Here is a 19,178-nt window from a genome sequence, read left to right as displayed (position 1 = left end):
TGACTCTTTCCTCCCCGATCACCGGCCGAAGGCCAGGTAGTGCCGCCGCTGCTCGGGCTCCAGGTGCTCGATCGCCGCGCGCAGCAGGACGCGCGGCGCCGTAGCGGCGTTCCGGTCGAGGTAGTCCAGCAGCCGGGCGCGGTCGGTCTTGCCGGCCTCGCGCAGCATGCCTCCGGTGGTCGAGGCGAGCATCAGATGGTCGTCGCCGGCCAGGATCTCGGCGAGCGCGAAGGTGTCCTCGACCTGCCCTTGGCGCAGAAGGTGCAGCGTGCAGAAGATCGCGATCCGGCGCTCCTGCGGCAGCGGCGACCGGGCCGGCCCGTAGAGCACGTCCCGGGGCTTGTCGAACAGGTAGCGGCCGACGACGTGGTGGGCGGAATTCGGCCGCGGTTATATTCATACCAAGCATGAGACCACGCGCTACGCGTCCCCAGAGTCCGGACCCGTAGCGGCGATGTCCTCGGCGAGCGCCGCCAGCGCCGAGTCGTACTGGTCACGGTCGAAAAGGAACGGTCCGAACGTCGTGTAGTCACGGGTCGGACGGTGGGGCTGGTGGAAATCGTTCCATACCACCAGGTTTCCGGTGGGCGTGATCCGGGTCATGAGCGGCCAGCAGCCGACTTCGCCACATTCGCAGGCGAGTACCGCTGTTTTCGGTCCGAGTCCGGGGTTCTCCTTGCCCAGGAAGTGTTCGTCGAGCGGGCCGTAACGGTAGAAGGCGGGGATGAGGCCGCCGTAGGCGCCGCCTGCGGGATGCATGCCGGCTTCGAGCTCGAAGCGGCCGATCAGGTCGAGTAGCGGCCGGCCGTCGATGGTGGGAACGATGTCGTGGACGCGCCGGTCGGCGAGCCATCGGACAGTGAACGCGATGACGCGCAGGCCCGTGCTCACCACTGATCCGAGTCCGGGTGGTGCTCGGTGACCGCGGTCGGATCGAGGCGGATGTCATGCCAGCTGACCCAGCAGTCGGATTGCTCCGTGGCGATCTCGGCCCCGCAGCCCGCGCAGACCAGATTAGGGCCGTCACATCCGTCGAGACGGCAGCAGCCGTTCAACCGCCGCGGGTCAGGATGCAGGCGCAGCCCGCGCACATCGTCGGGGTGGACGAGGATTGTCAAGGCAGGCCCGGCCGACACCAGGAGCTTCGGATCGTCGAAGGCCGGCTCGAAAGGCGGCCCGAATCGGTCAGGGTCACGGGCGAAGGAACCCGGTGCCATCCGGGACGGCGCCAGGGTGCGATCGTCGTGGACGGCGGGCTCATCCGGGAACGGGATCTCGCTCACGTCGCCGGTCACCGCCACCCCGCAGGTGCCGCAGAAAAAGACCGTCATGGTGTACAGGATGCCGGGCGGGGCTCGGACGGCTGATCCGTGTGCAGGTGAGTTCGGTATACAGACATGCGGGTCAGACCAGGTCTCGCCAGAATTCGACGGTCGCCTGCGGCTCCCACGGTTCCTCGCCGTGACCCTGGCGGCCGAACTCACTATCGATGTAATCGACCAAATCCATGCCGTAGTAGATGATATCGGTCTGCCACATCGACAGCACCGGGTGACCGGACAGGCCCCGCCCGGCGGGCAGGTAGCGGTGCCCGTAGACCGGCACCATCGCCGGCACCTGGGCGAGCATCCGCGCCGCGGTCGCCACGGCCTCGACCGTGTCCCGGGGGCGCGGGTCCCAGCTTTCGTGCCAGAAGCCGTTGTGCTCGACGTCGAACAGGACACCCTCGATGGGCCAGTTCAGCGCCGTGCGCAGCTGGTCGCGGTCGGCGCGACGCCAGTCCGGCCAAGGCTCGGCATGCGCGTAGAAGACTCCGGGCTCTCGCGGCTCGGGCCGGGTGTTCACCGGAAGCCCGGCCGCCAGGAAGGCTCTGTGATCGTCGGCGAACCGGAACCCGAACTCCTGTTCGATCTCGTCGAACTCCGCATCGGTCAGACCCGGGTCGATCGCGCACACCGATCGCCGTCGCAGACGACGCATCGCCTCCCGGCCGAGCCGCTCACTGTTGTCTTCGACCTCGTCGACCGTTGCCGTCACGGGCCGGGACTCTACCTCGCCCCTTGTCGCGGCTCGATCCGGTTTCGGGGGCGGCGGCTCGCGATCGTCCGCGTCGACGGCGAAATCGAGTGAACCGGGCGACGTGCCACCCCGATAATCGGCCCCGTGAGCTTCGGAACCTACGCCCGCCGTGTCCGCGACACGGCCCGCCCCTACGGCGAGCGGTACGGCGCGCTCAGGTGCGCGGTGAGCATGTACTGCCCTGTCGGGTTCACCGCCACATGGTCATGGCTGGACATCGCAGGCGACCTCAGGCGCGACGATGCGGCTTTGGCGGCGGCACTGGACCGGGTGGAGCGCAGCCGTGGGGTGTGGCTCGCTGAGATGAGCGCTTTCGCCAGCCGGCGCCGTGCGGAAAAGGATGAGCACCGGCGAACGCCTACCCGAGAAGAGCGGCGGTTCCTGTACGGGTGGCGCTGGCCCGGACCGGACGGACATGCGGTGACGCTTCACACCGTCGAGAACGCCTGGACCGGCCACCGCACCGCCCCCTTCCCGCCCGTACCACCAGCACAAAAGGGCGACCTCGTCCTGCTGGATGCCACCGTGGCGGGCCACATCTCGACGTACGTGCGCAACGGCCGGCTGGATCCGCCGTCAGCCCACGCGCTTCTACGCTGCCTGCCCGGCTTGCATGAGGCTCTCCACTCACTCGGCTACCCCAGCGGACACCACGGTGCCTTCCAGTACTTCCATCGGCTGCTGAAGATGTCGGAGCTGGTTGTCAACGACGTGCTACCGCTCGACGTCGGCGCACCCCGGCCCGTCAGCACGGTTTCGCCATGACGGCTGAACGGGTACGCGTGCGCCGGCCTGTCTTCGCATCCAGGTCCCCCGCCAGTTGAATGAGCGTCATTCGCGCTTGACCGAGGTGGGGCCGCCGCACATAGCTCGCCGCCCCTTGGCCAGCATCCACAGGTATTTGTCAATGTCCCGCATGGAAAATTCACCGAGTCCGTAGTGAGGGAACGGCATGGCCACGTGCTCGGCCCGCTACTTCTGATACACGCCTTAGTCGACAAGGAACTCCCGCGCTGCGAGCATGCCCATCTCATTCTCTCGTGGATCCTCGATGCCAGTCATGTCGCGGGTCGCGATGCGCCCCGCGAAATAATCGGCCTGAACTGCCCACCTGAACCGGTGGAATACATCCAATCCTCGCTCGATCTCGTCCTCGCCGAGGGCGCAGCTGCTGCTGTCGGCATCAGCCGAGCACGGCACCCTGCCTCCCGCCGACGAGCGCCTGCTGTCGGCGATGCTCACCCTGAACAACACCACGGTCGACACGGTGATGGTCCCCGCGGGCCGGATCGTCGGTGTCGACGGCCGCGACAGCGCATCACGGGTCGAGGACACCGCCCGGCGGCGGGGCCGCTCACGGCTGGCCGTCACCGACTCGACCGGGCGCATCACCGGCGTCGTGCACGTGCGCGACGCGCTCAAAGCGACCACCGCCGCGCTGGATGTCACCGCAGCGGAGCTGGCCACCCCGCCGCATCTGCTGCGTCCTGGGCAGAGCGTCATGTCGGCGATCCGCAGCATGCGCGAGCACCGCGCGCAGGTCGCGCTGGTCGCCGACGGGCCGGCCACTGTCGGCCTGGTGGCACTGGAGGACCTGCTCGAACAGGTGATCGGGCAGTTCGACGACGAAACCGACCCCATCATCGCCACGCACCTGTCCACGCAGCACACCCGCAGGTAGTGGACACGTTCACACCGGAGGTGTCCGGACGGCCCCGGCGGATCCTCGCCGGTGAACGTTCACCCCGCCTGCCAGGCGTACCGGCTGCCTCTGCCAGGCACGACACGGTCAGCCGGTCGCCTGCTACACGACCGGCGCTGTACCCGCTCCGGGAGGTGCTTTCTACGGGCGCGGCGGCAAGACGGTCACAGTCGCGAAGGCGCCGGTCCTGACTGGTTGGCCTGCCTGCGGCTCGGCAGCCAGGTCGCGGTAGCGGTTCAGGCACGAGCCGACCGCGTACACGAAGGTGATGACGGCGATTCCTTGGATCAGCTCCTCCACCGACGCCGCTAGCAGGTACCGGACGTAGTCGGTGCCGGTGAGGGTCTGGCCGGGCAGGTGCGCCAGCAGGTTGCGTCCGGTCAGCGCGCCGACGGTCTCCACGGCGGTCACGCCCAGGACGTACGCGGCCGCTGACCCGGCGACCAGCCAACGGGTCCGCGTGGGCAGGTGCAGTGCGAACGGCACGTACGCCGCCGCGAACACCAGCACCAGTGGGGCGATGACCAGCAGCCAGGACGAGGCGTTGCCCAGCGTGGCGACGGCGCCGGTGCGCAGGATCCGGTGCGCGTCGGTCATGTCGTCGATCGACACGGCGACGAACACGAGGCTGAGGATTCGCCAGTGCCGCACGTAGCGGCGCTGCCCTGCGGCGGCTGCCGCGGTCGCGGTCTCCCACAGCAGCCACGCCGCGAGCAACAGGACGCTCGCGGAGAACCAGGCCGGCAGGTTCTGCTGCTCGTCGACGTTGAAGAACGTCGCCAGCCAGGTGGTGAGGTGCTCGCCGCGGCCGACGCCGAATCCGTGGTGGGCGACGTTGATGGCCAGGCTGCACACGTGTATGGCCACCAGCGCCCACAGCAGACGCTGCGCCAGTGCGCGGATGTGCGGCAACCCGATGCTCATCGATTACTCCCCCGGTTGGCGGCCCACGTGATCCAGCCGCCAACTTTATGCTCTTTTGCCGCTTTTCAGCGGGTACGCGCCGTGCGCTAGTTCGCGCCGGGTCAGCACGGGCGACAGCGCCTGATCGGCAGCGGCAGGAGCGTCCTCCACGAGTGTCCGCTGCACGACACATGGCCCCGACCTCGCCGAGTGGTCCAAATTAGTCGACATCGGTAAGGTCTCGCCGTGCTCAATCCCCGCCGCAGGATCTGGATCATCAGCAGCCTCCTGGTGCTGGTCGTCCTGGCCGCCGCAGTCGTCGTCCGATGTTCGTGGTCGGGCCGGCTGCCGGACCCCCGCTCCTACCGCCTCATCCCGGCGTGGACCTCCAAAGATGCCGGGCTGCCGATCGGCGTGACGCCCGATGACGCGACGGCCCTGATGTGGAGCGAGCGCACCGGCGGCGGCCGCGTGATCACCGCCGTCGACACGCGTACCGGCAAGGTGAAGTGGACAGGCGCACCGACCGGCTGGGATGTGAACATCGACTACATCCGAGGCGGCAAGCTGACCGCCGACGCGGTCATCATCGAGTCGAACTACCAACACGCCCGACCGGCGATTGCGGCGCTGGACCTCGACGACGGCACGGTGCGCTGGCAGCTGCCGACCCCCGGCGACTTCCCGCTGCGGCTGGCCGTGACCGACGACGCGGTCGTCGCGGCGTGGGGCACCACGACGCTACGCGGCCTGGACGTAGACGACGGCCATACCGCATGGGAGGTTCGCGTCGAGGCGGGCTGCAAGGCCGACGAGCTGGTCGGGGACGGCTCGCTGGCGGTCGTCGAGGTGCTCTGCGAGAAGAAGCGCTACCTGCAGTCCCTGGACCCCGGCTCCGGAGCCGCCGGCTGGCGGTTCGACGTCTCCATCGAGACCGAGTCATCGGCCGACAACCTCAGCGTCTACGAGGACGTCACGGTGCTGCGCGACAAGGGACGCCTGACCATCGTCGACGAGACCGGTCGCGAGCTGCTCGTCGCGCAGACGCCGGGGCGGGCCGACGCGCAGGTGGCGACGACCGACGACCTGGTCGTCGTGGCTTACCGGGACAAAGACCGCGGCGACATCATCACCGCGATCGACCGCGAGAACGCCACTGCCCGGTGGAGTCGGCCGGCCGCGATCGTTTCGCTGTCCCTGGCGCAGGGCCGGCTGTTCGCGCTCGGGCGGCTGCCCGCGCCACTGCTCCCGATCGGGCTGTACGAGATCGACCCGGCCGGCGGCCGCATGGCCGTCTCACCGACCCACCTGCTCCACGCCGATTACGACTCCCTGGTGACCGTGATCGACGACATCGTGGTCAGCCACTACTCCGAGGGACGGGAGACACCGCGCACGATCATGCTGGCCGGCCACAAGCTCCGACCCGCGGCTGAGGAGGGCTTCGCCGGTGGAGCGCCGCCGGACTCGTGGCCCAGCGGCTGCGACCTGCTCACGGTGGCGGAGCTCGCCGCCAAGGCCAAGGGTGTCGCCTACCAGGCGCAGCCCTTGCAGACGGTCGTCGCCGACACGTCACTGCCCCGGCCTGCCGGGTGCCGGTATGAACCATCCTCGGTGAAGGCCCCCGAGGTGACAGCCGGGATCGCCTGGGTCGCCCCGGACGCCGCGCAGGCCGCGCAGGTGATGGCGAGACTGTGGAACCAGAACGACGACTCGGTCAAGGTCCTCGGCCTCGGTGATGAGGCGATCGAGGTCGTCGCGTTCGAATACCCGGAGCCGACCGTGCACCTCTATATCCGGGTCGGTGCCCGCATCGGCAAGGTGACGGTCCCGCAGGGGCACGCGGGGCTGGCCCGCGAGCTGGCACCGATGGTGCCGGCCCGGCTGGGCTGACCGTAGACACGACGACGCTGAGGGAATCGGTGACAGGCAGTGGCGAAGCAGCGCAAGCGAGCACGCGGGGCGAGCGCTCCGGAGACGACGGCGGCCCCACCGGCCGCGCCGGCGGCGGAGCGCAAGAGCCGTTGGGCGAAGATCCTGGCAGCCGTCGGCGCGCTGGTGACCGTCGCGGTCGGCGCGTTCTTCACCGGTGTGGGGGAAAGCCTCGTCAACCGCGGCGCCGACGCCCTGACGGCGAGCAGCGAGCCGCCGAGGGACGCCTTCACCGTCGCGCTGAGCAGCGACGTCGGCGACGCCCCCGACCAGCTGGCGCTGCGGCGCGCCGAGAGCGACGGGCCTGTCGCGGCGCGCCTGAAGTCCGGCCGCATCGACCAGGCCTGGGGCGACTTCCTCGTCCAGCAGGACGGCGCGCCGGTCAAGGAGGTGGTCGTGAAGCTGTTGCTGACCGGCCACCGGTCGAACGGCATCAGCATCACGGGCATCGACGTCGTGAAACTGAAGTCCGAGCCGGTCCTCGACGGCACCCTCGTATCCATCATCAGTCAGGGTCAGGCCGACACCATCAAGCTCTCCGCCGACCTCGACCAGGCGCAGCCGAAGATCATGAGCGGCAAGACCGAGTACTTCACCGACCACCGCATCACGCTGAAGACCGGCGAGCAGGAGGGCATCAACTTCACGGTGACCGGGTCGAAGGAGGTGCTCCACAGGTGGGTGCTCGGCATCGATTACGTCGACGACAACGGCGCGGCGCAGCGGCTTTTCCTCGACCGGATTGGGCGCCGATACCAGGACGCCTCGGCCGTACCCGCCGACGGCTGGTTCAGCCTCACCGGGCCGGCGGCGAAGTACGGCGTCGAGTGGCCGGTCAGCGTGAAGTGACGGCAGGTCCCTGCCTTCGTGTAGACCGGCTCAGTATTCACCTTGGCGACGACACCACGCCCTCGTGTCGTGACCTATGGCAGTGGGGATGAGCGCCGACCACGGATCGTGCTTCGCCGGCTCAAGCGGTATCGCGTCGCCGGGTCGGCCGCACGGATCCCCGCTTCCGCCGTGCCGGCAGCCGCCGCATCAGCTGCCGGTTGGCCCTGCGTCGAACCTGGCGGTCGCCCGACGCAGTGGTCCCGCCTCGTCGCATGGCGGCGACGTCGAATCCCGATTGAACGACCTCGACGATAAGACCCCCGATGATCCCGACGAGCGCGCCGGCGAGAAAAATGAGCCCATCGCGGTCGGAGGCGGCGTTCAGGTCATGGAAGGACGCGCGTATCGCGGGCATCTTCACTCCGGTCGCGCAGCGCCCGAACCTGTGAAGGAAACTCATCGGGCAGTCGAGTGCCGCAGAGCAGGACCGCCAGATGTTGCTTGCGGCAGGATCATCGAGGGTGGTCAGTCCTGCCGTGCGAGCCGCGGCTGTCTCAGGCCACAGCTCGTTCCAGACACCGTCTCCCGTCACGGCAGGAGACGGAGCCAGCGTGTCGATCTGCTCGGAGGCGGCGAGGCGCAGTTCCTGGGTCACGCACAGCGAGGTCGGCGCACTCTGGGCCTGCTTGATGGAGGTGCGGGACATCAGCATCCCGGCGACGGTCATCGCAGGCAACCGGACGTCACGACGAGCCTGTGAGCGAGTCACTGCCGCCTCTGGCGCGATGTCACACGTGACGCCGATCCTGGAGAGCACCTGGGAGTGGTTGAAGGGGACATTGATCTGGAGAGCTGACATCTGCGGTTCGGACCACTGTGAACGTACGCGCTGAGCGTCGGCGAGCATCTGCTGCGCCGCACTGCCTTGGGGCACTGCCGACACCACCGCACCGGAACCGTGGGTGAAACAGTCAGCGACCCGCCGCCCGCTGCCGGTCGCTGTCAGGAACACAGGGATGAAGAACTGCTCACCGTCGTGGTCGAAGGCGACGGCTCCTGTCCGGACGACCTCGATCGTCATTGACAGGGACTGGGCACTGACTTGTAGCCCGACCAGGACTCCTTCAACCTGGTCGGAACGGTATGCCATGGTCAGGCTGTCCGGCTCGGACGCATCCGGGTGCCCGCTTGTCGTGAAGATGGCGCCGGCGAACTGGGTTACGAAAATCGCGGAGAGAGTGAGTATCAACGCCACCTGGATGGCAAGTTTGATCAATGCCCGCCGCATGACGTCGAATGTAGTGCCCCCGGGCTAGGTAGCGGCGTTCACATCGGACCCGACCCAGCAGCGCTGCGGGTCGGCAATGCGATCTGGTGGGCGTGGCCTCCGGCACCGTCCGACCCACGTCGCTACCTCCCGCACCTGCCCGCCGGCGGTGAGGTCGTCATCTTCGACCGGAGCTGGTACAACCGCGCCGGTGTCGAGCTCGTCACGGGCTTCTGCAAGTCGCAGGAGACCGACCAGTTCCTCGACGTCGTGCCTGCCGTGGAGCAGGCCATCGTGAACTCCGGCGTGATCCTGCTCAAGTACTGGCTGGAGGTCAGCCGAGAACAGCAGACGCTGCGCCTGCGGGACCGGTTCGTCGACCGGCGCAAACGCTGGAAGCCGTCCCAGCTGGATGTCCAGTCCTGCAACCGGTGATACGACTACTCACGGGCCAGGGACGAGATGTTCCGCCGCACCGACTCCGCGTGGGCGCCCTGGCACATCGCGCACACCGACGACAAGAAACGCGGGCGGCTCAACGTCATCAGCCACCTGCTCAGCCAGATCCCGTACACGACGGTCGAGCAGGAACCCGTCAAGCTACCCCGGTGGCAGAAGCGCGGTGGCTACAAGGAGCCGGACTCGCCGCCGCGGGAGGTACCCATGCCGTACTGATCCATCCAGCCGGCCACTGCTCCATCGCCTCCCGCCACGAACGCGGGGCCCGGCGTCACGCCGTAGCCGCCGCCCCGGGCCGCCTGGTCCATGGTGCGGTCGTCAGCGGCGGGATGAGAACGAGAACGCGTGTCGTCCGTTATATCCGACAGCCAGGTCGCTCGAAGTGAGTTGGCCGACCGTCGACCTGAGACCGCGATGAGAATCAACCTGCCGGATCCCCGCCCGTTCGCCCGCCTCCTGCTGTGCTGTGTCGCCGCCCTGCACACGCTCAACCTCGTCGCCAACTACCTCTACCACGGGTTGGGACTGCGCGAGCTCGTCCCGGGCTTCGCGTGGTGGACGACCTTCGTCAACGTGGACAAGGAGCGCAACCTCCCGACCTGGTTCTCCACCACCCTGCTCATGCTGACCACCTACGTGCTGTGGGAGATCGCCAAGGACACGCGCGCCAAGGGCGACAGAGACGCCGGCCACTGGCGCATGCTGTCGCTCGTCTTCGCGTTCCTTTCCATGGACGAGATCAGCCAGATGCACGAGATGAGCCGCAAGATCGGCGTGCTGCAGCTGGGCAAGGCGTCCTACCTGTCCTGGATCGTGGTCGCCACGCCCCTCGTGCTCGTGTTCTGCGTCGCCTACCTGCGGTTCCTGCTCCGGCTGCCGCTGCGCATACGGCTGCTGATCGCCAGCGGCGGCGTGCTGTTCATGCTCGGAGCGGTCGGCATGGAGATCGTCGGCGCCTTCGTCGGCCGCGGCGGCGGCGGCCACGCCACCCCCGGCGTCGCATACATGGAGTACCTGCTGGCGGCCTCGGTCGAGGAGCTGTTCGAGATGCTCGGCGTCGTCGCGTTCCTGCACGCGATCAGCACCCACCTCCACGAGCGCCAGCAGCTCGCCGCCGCGGGCCCCGCCCCGGCCCGGCCGCCCGCCCGGCGACCACGGCCACGGCCGGCGCCCGACGGACGCGGTCACGGCATCGCGCTCGAACGCGACGGACGCCCGGCGTCCGCCCGAGCCGGCGTCCCGCTCGCCACCGACGGCAACACGGCCGCCGACCTGCGATGCGAGCTCGATGTCGACCGCTACACCGCCAGAGCCGCAGGCAAGGTCGACTGGTTCCACCATGGCCCCGCCCTGGACTCCTCGAGCGCCGAACGCGTCCGCCCGCGACAGGCGATGCCCGCCGGCGAGTTCTTCCTGGAGTACCAGCCGATCGTGCGGCTGGCCGACCAGGCGCCCGTCGGGTTCGAGGCCCTGCTGCGCTGGAGCGACCCCGGGCGGGCAAGGCTCACGCCCAGCCAGGTCCTCGATGTCACCGGCGACACCGGTGCCATCGTATCGATCGGAAACCGGGTCCTGGCGCAGGCGGCGGCCGCCGCAGCGGCCTGGACCGCCCCGCCCACCGGCGCGTTGCCCTACGTCAGCGTCGACGTCTCCATGCGGCAGTTCCACACCGCGGGGTTCCTCGAACAGGTGCTGCGCAGCCTGGCCCGGTCCGGGCTCGCCCCGCACCGGCTGACCTTGGGGATCGCCGAGACGCTGCTGGTGGGTGACGGCGAGCGGGTCTGGCGAGACCTGGCCGAGCTGCGGCGCGCAGGTGTCCGCGTGGCCGTCGAATTCAGCGCCGGTCACTCCGCCCTCGACAACCTCCGCCACGCCCCGATCGACGTCCTCAAGCTCGACCGGGCCCTTACCGGCAGCATCACCACCTCCCCGCACCAGGCCGGACTCGTGGCCGGCATCATCGCCCTGGCCCACCGGATGAGACTCGACACCGTCGCCGCGGGCATCGAGCGCCGAGCCGAACTCGACCACCTCCTACAGGCCCGCTGCACCCACGGGCAGGGCCGCCTCTTCGCCCGGCCCATGAGCGACCAGCAGGTCAGATACTGGATCGACCACCCCGACCCGGCCGGGCTGAGCCGTCCCGGCTTCCGGACACCTGCCCGACGCTGACCGAGCCGCTGCCGACCGCGGTGGCGGCCTGGGCGCAACGTCAGTGCCCCGCGGACCCACCGGAACACGGTGCCGTGGTCGACCTCGAACCCGCGCCCGACCAGCAGCTCCTCGACATCACGGTACGACAGACGGGGTAGCGGCGTCACACCGCGTCGTGTCATCCTGACCGGATGCGAGTGGCATCGATATTTACCTATCCCGTGAAGGGATGCCGCCGGATGGACCGGGACACGGCCATGGTCGAGCCCTGGGGCCTGGAGGGCGACCGGCGCTGGCTGATCGTGGACGAAGACGGACTCGGACTGTCCCAACACCAGCACCGGGAACTGGTCACGATGCGGGCGGTATCTCGGTCGGGCAGGCTGACCCTGGACGCACCGGGGCTGGCCACGCTCGATCTGGCCGAACCGACCGACGGCGAGGCGACCGAGGTCCAGGTGTACCGGCAGCGCCCGCCCGCACCGGTACGCGCCGCCAGCCCCAAGGCGGACGCCTGGCTCAAGCGACTGCTGGGCCGCACCGCCCGGCTGGTCTGGCTCGACAACCCCGCCGCCAGCCTCGTTCCCTGGCCGGTTCCGGCCGGCTCCGGTGCCGAGGTGAGTTTCGCCGACGGCACTCCGCTGCTGCTGGCCAACACCGCGTCACTGGACGCGTTCAACGACTGGCTGGCGGTGTCGGACGACCCTGAGCGGCCGCTGCCGATGATCCAGTTCCGCCCCAACGTAGTGGTCAGCGGCGCCACGCCGTGGGCCGAAGCCGAGTGGGTCGGCCGGCGAATCCGGATCGGCGGGGCCGTGTTCCACGGCGTCGGCGAGTGCGCCCGCTGTGCGGTCGCGACGATCGACCAGGACACCGGGCAGCAGGGGCGGGAGCCACTGCGTACTCTCGCCAAACGACGCAACGTCGACCAGAAGCTCCTTTTCGGTCTCCAGCTGACGGTGCGGCCCGAACCGGGCGGGCGCTCCCCCGAGGATCGTACGATCAGCGTCGGTGACATCGTGGAGGTGCTGGACTGACCCTCTCGGTCAATCCAGCTGTTTGTGGTATCGGCTCGACCGGGCCGAGGGCAGTCCTTGACGGGTGGTGAAGTCCCCAGGACCAGCGTGGTGGAGTCCGGTATCGACGACGGGGCGCGTTCGCGCCAGAGCCTCAGCACCGCGGCGGCCCGCAACCTTGCGACGATGACGAAGTCCGTACCGCAGATGCAGGAGATCTCCTCCCGCTGGCTGCTGCGGTCACTGCCGTGGGTGCAGGTCGGCGGCGGCACCTACCGGGTGAACCGGCGGCTCACCTACCTGGTCGGCGACGGGCGGCTGACGTTCACGAATGTCGGAGCCCAGGTGCGGGTCGTGCCCGCCGAGCTGGGCGAGCTGCCGCTGCTGCGGGGGTTCGCCGACGAGCAGGTGCTCGAATCCCTGCTCGTCGGAGGTCGATACGCCGTCAGGACGGTCAGCTGTTCGAGCGCGCACCAGCCGCACGCCGGTCGCGAGCAGCCACACGAGCCAGGCGGCGTAGCCGGGCATCCCCACGAAGAGGAGCCCTGAGCCGTCCGCGATCGCGAGGTTGGCCGCCCCGGCGGCGAGCAGCAGGCCTCCCCCGGCCACGGCGAGCAGACGCTGCCACGGTGGCGTCAGCTGGCTCGCATGCGCCGCCAGCGCAGCGCCGATAAGTGTGGCGCCGAGTGCCGGCAGCGCCAACGCGAAGGCTGCTGCGTGCAATTGCCAGGTGAGCTCGAACTCCGGGCTCGGCTCGGCGAGCTCGCCGGCGGACAGCACGACACCGTTCCACAGGACGGCGTAGAGCGCGAAGACTGCCGAGAGGGTCGCGCCTGCGGCGACCGCGAGGCGTGACCAGTCTGCGCCCGCACGCCCGCGGCGCGCGACGAGCCCGTGGAGACCGGTCAGGAACCCGAGCAGCAGCGGCAGGTTCAGCGCCTCCAGGCCGACCGCGATCGTGACCGCGACCCGGTGCTCCGCGTGGAAGGCGAGTACCTCCTTGATCGGGTCCCCGTAGTCTGGCGCTCCGGCCCAGACCACCACCGCGTTCTGGATCGCCACCGACGCTGCCAACGTGATCGCCGTCGCGCCCACGACCCGCTCTCGGAGCGCTCGGGTCGGGGTCGGCCTCGTCGTTGCCGCCGCCGCGCTCATGGGTACGTGCAGGGATTCCAGCGCGGTGGCGGGGTTATGCGGTGATCTCATCTCTCACTCTTTCGTTGCGGTCGGATGATCGGTGCAACACCGCGTCATTCGCTGGCGCAGGTATGGTCGGAATTGGTTTCGGTCTTCTTTGGCTGTCGGTTCCGGTGATGTGGAACAGGTTGCTGGAGCAGCCGGATACACCGCTACGAGCCAAGGTCGATGGTGGTGGGCCGAAGGTCTACACCGCGGGATCGACTTTGGTCGGATGCCGTGGGGCCCGACCCGGCCGTACCCTTTGATCATGATGTTCCCGGCGCCGCCGCAGGATCGGAGCCTGCTCCCGGCGGGCGTGACCAGCGATGCCGGCCACGATCCGGCACGCCCGGCCGGGCGCATGATCCGCGGCCGGGTGGTCGACGCCGCGTGTTTCCTGCTGGCCGTCGGCCTCACGGTGCTCGCCCTGGGCGACGGCCTCGCGCAGCACATCGCGCCGGTCCCGCTCACTGTCGACCTCGTCCTCGGCGGCCTGTGCAGCCTGGGGGTGTGGCTGCGCCGGCGCTGGCCGGTCGGCCTCGCCGTGGTCGCCGGTGTGGTCGGCGTCTACGCGACGTCGGCGGCGGGCGCGGCGGTCATCGCGCTGTTCACCGTCGCTGTTCACCGGCGCTTCGCGGTGGTCGCCCCGATCGTGGCTGGGTACGCGCTCGTCCCGTTCCTGACGCTGCTGGTTCGGCCCGACGTCCCAGTCGGGTCCCCGTCGGAGATCGTGCTGGGCGTCGTCTTCGCGGCCGCGGTACTCGCCTGGGGCATGTTTGTACGGGCCCGACGCCAGTCGCTGCGGGAGCGGGCTGGGCGGGTCGAGGCCGAACAGGAACTGCGTGTCGCCGAAGCCCGCCAGGGTGAACGCAACCGGATCGCCCGGGAGATGCACGACGTGCTCGCCCACCGCCTGTCCCTGCTTTGCCTGCACGCCGGGGCGCTGGAGCTACGCCCCGACGCCGCGCCCGAGGAGGTCGCCCGTGCCGCAGGGGTGGTCCGCGACAGCGCCTACCAGGCGCTGGAGGACCTTCGGGAGGTGATCGGCGTCCTCCGTACCGGTGTCGACCGGTCTGACGAGACGCCGGAACGGCCGCAGCCCACCCTGGCCGACCTCCCTGACCTCGTCGACCAATCGCGGCGCGCCGGGATGCGGGTACGGCTCGACTGGCAGACCGACGCGCTGTCGGCCGTACCGGCTGGTGTGGGGCGCAGCGCGTACCGGATCGTGCAGGAAGGGCTGACCAACGCCCGCAAGCACGCCCCCGACGGCGAGGTGGCCGTCACCGTCCGGGCAACCCCGGGCGACGGCGTAGCCGTCGAGATCCGCAACTCGCACCCTGCCGAGGCCAGTCCTGCCGGCATCCCCGGCGCCGGCATCGGCCTCATCGGGCTCACCGAACGGGCCGCCCTCGCCGGCGGACGCCTCGAACACGGCCCCACCCCCGCCGGTGACTTCCGGCTCAGGGCCTGGCTACCGTGGCCTACCCTCTGATCGCGGTCGGAACCGGCCTCCGGCCCAGGTGAGCACGGACAAGGAGCCCAACGTGAACGCACCGGTGCGGGTCCTCATCGTCGACGACGACCCGCTCGTGCGGGCCGGCCTCACCATGGTCATCGGCGGCTCGCCGGACCTCGCCGTGGTGGGCGAGGCCGGTGACGGAAGCGAAGTAGCCGCCGCCGTCGACGCATACGCCCCGGACGTGGTGCTGATGGACATCCGCATGCCCACCCTCGACGGCCTCGCCGCCACCGAACGACTCCGCGCCCGACCCGGCCCGCCTGAGGTCATCGTCCTGACCACCTTCGACGCAGACGAGTACGTCCTGCGCGCCCTGCGCGCCGGGGCCAGCGGCTTCCTGCTCAAACACACGCCACCCGCCGAGATCCTGCGCGCCGTCGCGCGGGTTGCAGCCGGCGAACCCATCCTGTCGCCGACCGTCACCCGCCGGCTCATCGCCCACCTCAGCAACACCGGCGCCGCCGCCCGGCAACAGCACGCCACCACCGCGCTGCGTCTGCTCAGCGAACGCGAACGCGAGGTAGCCATCGCCGTCGGGCGGGGCAAGTCCAACGCCGAGATCGCGGGCGAGCTGTTCGTGAGCGTGGCCACCGTGAAAGCCCACATTTCCCGGATACTCACCAAACTCGATCTCAACAACCGTACCCAGGTCGCCCTACTCGCCCACGACGCCGGCCTCACCGGCTGACACCGGAAACCTTCTGGCCCCCGCCCGCACCCAGCGTGGGCAGGCGAGCCGACCAGCTCCCCACCGCCAGACAGCTCAGGCTATGTCCGTCGACCACTTGCCATTGCCCAACTTCTGCACATCGACAGAAGCGCGCGTCGACCCCTGGTCCAACATCACTGTCGACGTCTACGCAGAATGACGTGGCAGCCCGTGCGCCAGTCTCGCCGCTGACTCCCGATGGTCGACAAGTGGCGCGCGTTCTGACGAACATCCGCAGGAAGACAGGAGCACGAAGTGGCGGACATCTGGCTCGGATACCTCTGCGACAGAGGTATCCCCTGCTCAGAGCCGTGTAGCGTGCCGGACAGGTCGCGGGTCCTGGTCGGCACGCTCCGCCAGGGGTAGCAGGTCACGGATCGCGCGGCGCGGTCGCCTGGCCCGCCGCCCGGTCGGGCGGACCGGGGTCGGCCTCGCGCCGCCGACCCACCTGGTGTTGAGTTTGTTTAGGAACGTGTGCGGGCACGCAGAAGCCAGTGCGCGGCGACCAGTGGAACGGCGCCGACGGGATACCAGGCGACATCAATGAGGTCGAATTGGGCACCCAGCAGCTGGCGTGCGAGCCAGTCGCGCTGCGAAAGTGCCGCAGGCAACGGGGTGAGCTGCGCAAACTCGATGAGCCAGCAGTATGCGATCGCGACGCCACCGGCGGCCAGCGGAGAGATCATCGGCTTTATGAAGATCACTATCGTGTAGACGATGGCCGCGGACAAGGCGGCCCCCGCGTACTGCTCGACAGGCCCGTCCATCGCAGCGCGGATGGCGTAGGCCGCGCCCGCGAAGCCGGCTGCCGATGCCACCATCAGCAGCCGAGTCCAGCGCACTGCGAGAGACATCGCGCCATCATAAGCGGCCTCGCGGCCAAGGCTGGCGACTGGTCTGCCGAGCTTGCACGGGCTCGTCGACGCGAGACCGGCCGCTGCGCCTGGCCCGCTGCGTCGCCTAGAACGGCTGGCTACTGCGCCGGGCCCGTGGCCACCGCGCGGTAGCGCTTGAGCCGATCCTGCCCCCCGGTGTCATGGCGGTCCCAGTCCCAGCCAGCTTGCTCGTACACTTGTGCGAGTCAGTGCACCGTGATTGACTTCTCAACCGAAGCTCCCGACAGCGTTCGATGGATTCCACGGCTCGCCGTGACCGGTCCGAGCTCTCGATGGATAAGGAAGACGCGATGAAGCTTCTCCTCACCTCCGGCGGCGTCAGCAACCAGAGCATCCGTGACGCCCTCGTCGACATGCTGGGCAAACCCATCGACGAATCCACCGCTTTGTGCATCCCCACCGCGATGTACGGCATGCTGCCCAGGACCGCCGTCATGACGTGGCGCCAGATCGCCGGGCAGACGTCCACGCCCATGGTCGAGCTGGGATGGAAGTCCGTAGGAATGCTGGAGCTGACTGCGCTGCCCAGCATCGACGCCGAGAACTGGGTCCCCTTGGTCCGGGAGACCGATGCCCTGCTCGTGTGCGGCGGCGACGTGCTGTATCTGCACCACTGGATGCGTGAGTCCGGCCTGGCGGATCTGTTCTCGGAGCTGACCGAGACGGTCTATGTGGGACTGAGCGCCGGCAGCATGGTGATGGCCCCACACGTCGGCGAGGAGTTCGTGGGCTGGAAGTCGGCCGCCGGCGGCGACAGCGCGCTGGGTATGGTCGGATTCTCGATCTTCCCGCACTTGGACAACGCGATGTGCCCGGAGAACACCATGGCCAACGCCGAGAAGTGGGCCGCGCGCGTGCCGGTGCCCGGATACGCGGTCGACGACGACACGGCTATCAAGGTGGTGGGCGGTGCCGTCGAGGTCGTGTCCGAGGGCCACTGGAAGCTCTTCGAGAGCTAGAGCGCGGTTGAAGGGGACGTAATCAGTCGTTGATGGCCGCGGTCTGCACGGTGGCCGCGTAGCGGATGGCGAGTTTGTCGAAGCGCGTTGCCACCGCGCGGTGGCGCTTGAGCCGGTTGATCCCGCACTCCATCGCGTGCCGCTGCTCGCAGATCGCGGCATCGAACGCGTCTCCGGCCACCGGCGCGTGTCGAGCACACGCGGGTGGGAGCAGGTTGCCCAGTTCAGAGCATGATCGGGGCGCTTGACATCCCGCTTATGAAAGTCGTAGCTTTCGTTAGTGCCTACTTTCAAAGCACATGAGGGCTGGGAGGCTCTCGGCGATCCCAGCCGCTTCGCCATCGTGCAGTGCCTGGCCGAGCGGCCCAGTGACGTCGGGCAGCTGGCCGGCCGGCTGCCCATCACCCGCCAGGCCGTGTCGCAGCACCTCCGGGTGCTCAAGGACGCCGGACTCGTCTCGGCGGAGCCGGTGGGCACCCGCCGGGTCTACCGGCTGAACCCGGCCGGGGTCGCCGCACTCAAAGATCAGCTCGACACGTTCTGGCGCCGCGCACTGGACGGCTTCCAGAACACGGTCGAGGACACACCAGAGGAGAAGTGATGACAGAGGCAGGTTCTGCGGTGGTACGCCGCCAGGTCGTGGTCGACGCGTCCATCGACAAGGCGTTCAGCGTGTTCACCGACCGGTTCGGCGACTTCAAGCCGCGTGAGCACAACCTGCTGGCGGTGCCGATCACCGAGACCGTGTTCGAACCCCGAGTCGGCGGCAACATCGTCGACCGCGGCGAGGACGGCAGCGAATGCCGCTGGGCGCGCATCCTCGCCTACGACCCGCCGCACCGCGTCGTGTTCACCTGGGACATCGGCCCCACCTGGCAGGTCGAGACCGACCCGGGCCTCACCAGCGAGGTCGAGGTGACCTTCACCGCCGAAGCAGCCGACCGCACCCGCGTCGACCTCGAACACCGCCACATCGACCGGCACGGTCCCGGCTGGGAGTCGGTTCGCGACGGCGTCGAGCACGACCAGGGCTGGCCGCTGTACCTGGACCGGTACGCCGCACTGTTCGACAAGGCATAACCACGGCACACCCGCCGCCGCAGGCTGCGCCGCCCGGCTGCTCGACCAGCCGGGCGGCCGTCGGGCGGAGGGCGGCACCGCCAACGGCGCCGTGCGGTCGAAGACCAGCGGCGCGCACCGTGCCGGTCGCCGGGCCGAGCTCACGGAATGAGGTCGGCGACATGGAGCCGGGTGAACGGCGTCCAAGGCAGGTTACGCAGCACGATGGCATGGATCAGGAAGAACGCGATGTAGGCGGCGATGGTGTATCGGCCTGGCCGCCATATGCTCACCGGCCTGCCGTGCACGCGCGTCGCGTGACGGCCACGAGAGCGGTCATGAACCGATACATCAACACCCATCCGATTGTGGTGTCCTCCCCTGGCGTGGTTGCGTAACCGCAGCCCCCTGGGGATGACCGGCTCCGCGCGACGCCTGTGCCTCCACTGCGTCCGGGCCGCAGGTGCACGCACGGGCGGGGGCACCGTCGAGGCCACGAAGTCCGCACGAG

At 69.2% G+C, this 19,178-nt stretch carries 21 protein-coding genes and 2 pseudogenes; 12 read left to right on the top strand and 11 right to left on the bottom strand.

Annotated features, from left to right (window positions below; genetic code table 11):
* Nucleotides 1-18 precede the first annotated feature (18 nt).
* From Cco03nite_RS17015 to Cco03nite_RS17000, 4 genes and pseudogenes are all read right to left on the bottom strand, one after another.
* Nucleotides 19-366, bottom strand: a pseudogene (locus Cco03nite_RS17015) (DNA alkylation repair protein); the annotation flags it as partial.
* A 54-nt stretch (nt 367-420) separates the two neighbouring features.
* Entirely contained in the window at nt 421-891 is a 471-nt protein-coding gene (locus Cco03nite_RS17010; protein WP_203693078.1) for a hypothetical protein, read from the bottom strand.
* Nucleotides 888-1,331, bottom strand: coding sequence for a hypothetical protein (locus Cco03nite_RS17005; protein WP_203693077.1), 444 nt, complete (start codon nt 1,329-1,331; stop codon nt 888-890). Before Cco03nite_RS17005 ends, Cco03nite_RS17010 begins: the two co-directional genes overlap by 4 nt.
* Before the next feature lie 73 nt (nt 1,332-1,404).
* Entirely contained in the window at nt 1,405-1,980 is a 576-nt protein-coding gene (locus tag Cco03nite_RS17000; protein ID WP_203693097.1) for an SMI1/KNR4 family protein, read from the bottom strand.
* A gap of 183 nt (nt 1,981-2,163) precedes the next feature.
* On the opposite strand from Cco03nite_RS17000, the gene Cco03nite_RS16995 reads away from it, so the two are divergent.
* Nucleotides 2,164-2,844, top strand: coding sequence for a hypothetical protein (locus Cco03nite_RS16995; protein WP_203693076.1), 681 nt, complete (start codon nt 2,164-2,166; stop codon nt 2,842-2,844).
* A gap of 225 nt (nt 2,845-3,069) precedes the next feature.
* Here Cco03nite_RS16995 and Cco03nite_RS16990 read toward each other — a convergent pair whose 3' ends face one another.
* On the bottom strand, nt 3,070-3,321 hold the full coding sequence (locus Cco03nite_RS16990; RefSeq protein ID WP_203693075.1) for a hypothetical protein: 252 nt from the start codon (nt 3,319-3,321) through the stop codon (nt 3,070-3,072).
* Between Cco03nite_RS16990 and Cco03nite_RS16985 the strand changes: the two genes are divergently transcribed.
* On the top strand, nt 3,314-3,760 hold the full coding sequence (locus tag Cco03nite_RS16985) for a CBS domain-containing protein (RefSeq protein ID WP_203693074.1): 447 nt from the start codon (nt 3,314-3,316) through the stop codon (nt 3,758-3,760). The genes Cco03nite_RS16990 and Cco03nite_RS16985 overlap by 8 nt on opposite strands.
* 162 nt (nt 3,761-3,922) lie before the next feature.
* Here the strand turns inward: Cco03nite_RS16985 and Cco03nite_RS16980 are convergent, their stop codons facing one another.
* Nucleotides 3,923-4,705, bottom strand: a complete 783-nt coding sequence (locus Cco03nite_RS16980) for a DUF8692 domain-containing protein (protein WP_203693073.1) — start codon at nt 4,703-4,705, stop codon at nt 3,923-3,925.
* 225 nt (nt 4,706-4,930) lie between these two features.
* Between Cco03nite_RS16980 and Cco03nite_RS16975 the strand changes: the two genes are divergently transcribed.
* Complete coding sequence (locus Cco03nite_RS16975; RefSeq protein WP_203693072.1) at nt 4,931-6,577, top strand: outer membrane protein assembly factor BamB family protein; 1,647 nt, start codon at nt 4,931-4,933, stop codon at nt 6,575-6,577.
* 39 nt (nt 6,578-6,616) lie between these two features.
* Nucleotides 6,617-7,465: a hypothetical protein gene (locus Cco03nite_RS16970; RefSeq protein WP_203693071.1), complete on the top strand. Its 849-nt coding sequence runs from the start codon at nt 6,617-6,619 to the stop codon at nt 7,463-7,465.
* Between the two features lie 121 nt (nt 7,466-7,586).
* On the opposite strand, the gene Cco03nite_RS42410 is transcribed toward Cco03nite_RS16970, so the two are convergent.
* On the bottom strand, nt 7,587-8,735 hold the full coding sequence (locus tag Cco03nite_RS42410) for a hypothetical protein (RefSeq protein WP_239167441.1): 1,149 nt from the start codon (nt 8,733-8,735) through the stop codon (nt 7,587-7,589).
* On the opposite strand from Cco03nite_RS42410, the pseudogene Cco03nite_RS16965 reads away from it, so the two are divergent.
* The 3 genes and pseudogenes from Cco03nite_RS16965 to Cco03nite_RS16950 all read left to right on the top strand — a co-directional run bounded on the left by Cco03nite_RS16965 (nt 8,628) and on the right by Cco03nite_RS16950 (nt 12,364).
* A pseudogene (locus Cco03nite_RS16965) lies at nt 8,628-9,389 on the top strand (polyphosphate kinase 2 family protein). The gene Cco03nite_RS42410 and the pseudogene Cco03nite_RS16965 overlap by 108 nt on opposite strands.
* Nucleotides 9,390-9,587: 198 nt before the next feature.
* A complete protein-coding gene (locus Cco03nite_RS16960) occupies nt 9,588-11,345 on the top strand; it encodes an EAL domain-containing protein (protein WP_203693070.1) in 1,758 nt (585 codons plus the stop codon).
* A gap of 173 nt (nt 11,346-11,518) precedes the next feature.
* Nucleotides 11,519-12,364: an MOSC domain-containing protein gene (locus Cco03nite_RS16950; protein ID WP_203693069.1), complete on the top strand. Its 846-nt coding sequence runs from the start codon at nt 11,519-11,521 to the stop codon at nt 12,362-12,364.
* Nucleotides 12,365-12,583: 219 nt separating this feature from the next.
* Here the strand turns inward: Cco03nite_RS16950 and Cco03nite_RS43070 are convergent, their stop codons facing one another.
* Nucleotides 12,584-13,438, bottom strand: a complete 855-nt coding sequence (locus Cco03nite_RS43070) for a hypothetical protein (protein WP_203693068.1) — start codon at nt 13,436-13,438, stop codon at nt 12,584-12,586.
* 352 nt (nt 13,439-13,790) lie between these two features.
* Here Cco03nite_RS43070 and Cco03nite_RS16940 point away from each other — a divergent pair, with 352 nt between their 5' ends.
* Complete coding sequence (locus Cco03nite_RS16940) at nt 13,791-15,017, top strand: sensor histidine kinase (protein ID WP_239167436.1); 1,227 nt, start codon at nt 13,791-13,793, stop codon at nt 15,015-15,017.
* Nucleotides 15,018-15,045: 28 nt separating this feature from the next.
* Complete coding sequence (locus Cco03nite_RS16935; RefSeq protein WP_373314264.1) at nt 15,046-15,732, top strand: response regulator transcription factor; 687 nt, start codon at nt 15,046-15,048, stop codon at nt 15,730-15,732.
* A gap of 485 nt (nt 15,733-16,217) precedes the next feature.
* On the opposite strand, the gene Cco03nite_RS16930 is transcribed toward Cco03nite_RS16935, so the two are convergent.
* Complete coding sequence (locus Cco03nite_RS16930) at nt 16,218-16,607, bottom strand: ribosomal maturation YjgA family protein (protein WP_203693066.1); 390 nt, start codon at nt 16,605-16,607, stop codon at nt 16,218-16,220.
* 332 nt (nt 16,608-16,939) lie between these two features.
* On the opposite strand from Cco03nite_RS16930, the gene Cco03nite_RS16925 reads away from it, so the two are divergent.
* Nucleotides 16,940-17,608 carry a Type 1 glutamine amidotransferase-like domain-containing protein gene (locus Cco03nite_RS16925; RefSeq protein ID WP_203693065.1) on the top strand — a complete coding sequence of 223 codons (669 nt, stop codon included), beginning with the start codon at nt 16,940-16,942 and terminating at the stop codon, nt 17,606-17,608.
* A 22-nt stretch (nt 17,609-17,630) separates the two neighbouring features.
* On the opposite strand, the gene Cco03nite_RS16920 is transcribed toward Cco03nite_RS16925, so the two are convergent.
* Entirely contained in the window at nt 17,631-17,789 is a 159-nt protein-coding gene (locus Cco03nite_RS16920; RefSeq protein WP_203693064.1) for a hypothetical protein, read from the bottom strand.
* Nucleotides 17,790-17,888: 99 nt separating this feature from the next.
* Between Cco03nite_RS16920 and Cco03nite_RS16915 the strand changes: the two genes are divergently transcribed.
* A complete protein-coding gene (locus tag Cco03nite_RS16915) occupies nt 17,889-18,209 on the top strand; it encodes an ArsR/SmtB family transcription factor (RefSeq protein ID WP_203693063.1) in 321 nt (106 codons plus the stop codon).
* Nucleotides 18,209-18,688, top strand: a complete 480-nt coding sequence (locus Cco03nite_RS16910; protein WP_203693062.1) for an SRPBCC family protein — start codon at nt 18,209-18,211, stop codon at nt 18,686-18,688. Before Cco03nite_RS16915 ends, Cco03nite_RS16910 begins: the two co-directional genes overlap by 1 nt.
* A 140-nt stretch (nt 18,689-18,828) precedes the next feature.
* Here the strand turns inward: Cco03nite_RS16910 and Cco03nite_RS16905 are convergent, their stop codons facing one another.
* A complete protein-coding gene (locus Cco03nite_RS16905; protein WP_203693061.1) occupies nt 18,829-19,029 on the bottom strand; it encodes a hypothetical protein in 201 nt (66 codons plus the stop codon).
* Nucleotides 19,030-19,178 lie beyond the last annotated feature (149 nt).

The organism is Catellatospora coxensis (genome assembly GCF_016862635.1).
GTDB classification, from domain to species: Bacteria; Actinomycetota; Actinomycetes; order Mycobacteriales; family Micromonosporaceae; genus Catellatospora; species Catellatospora coxensis.
This window is presented reverse-complemented; position numbering and strand designations above follow the sequence as displayed.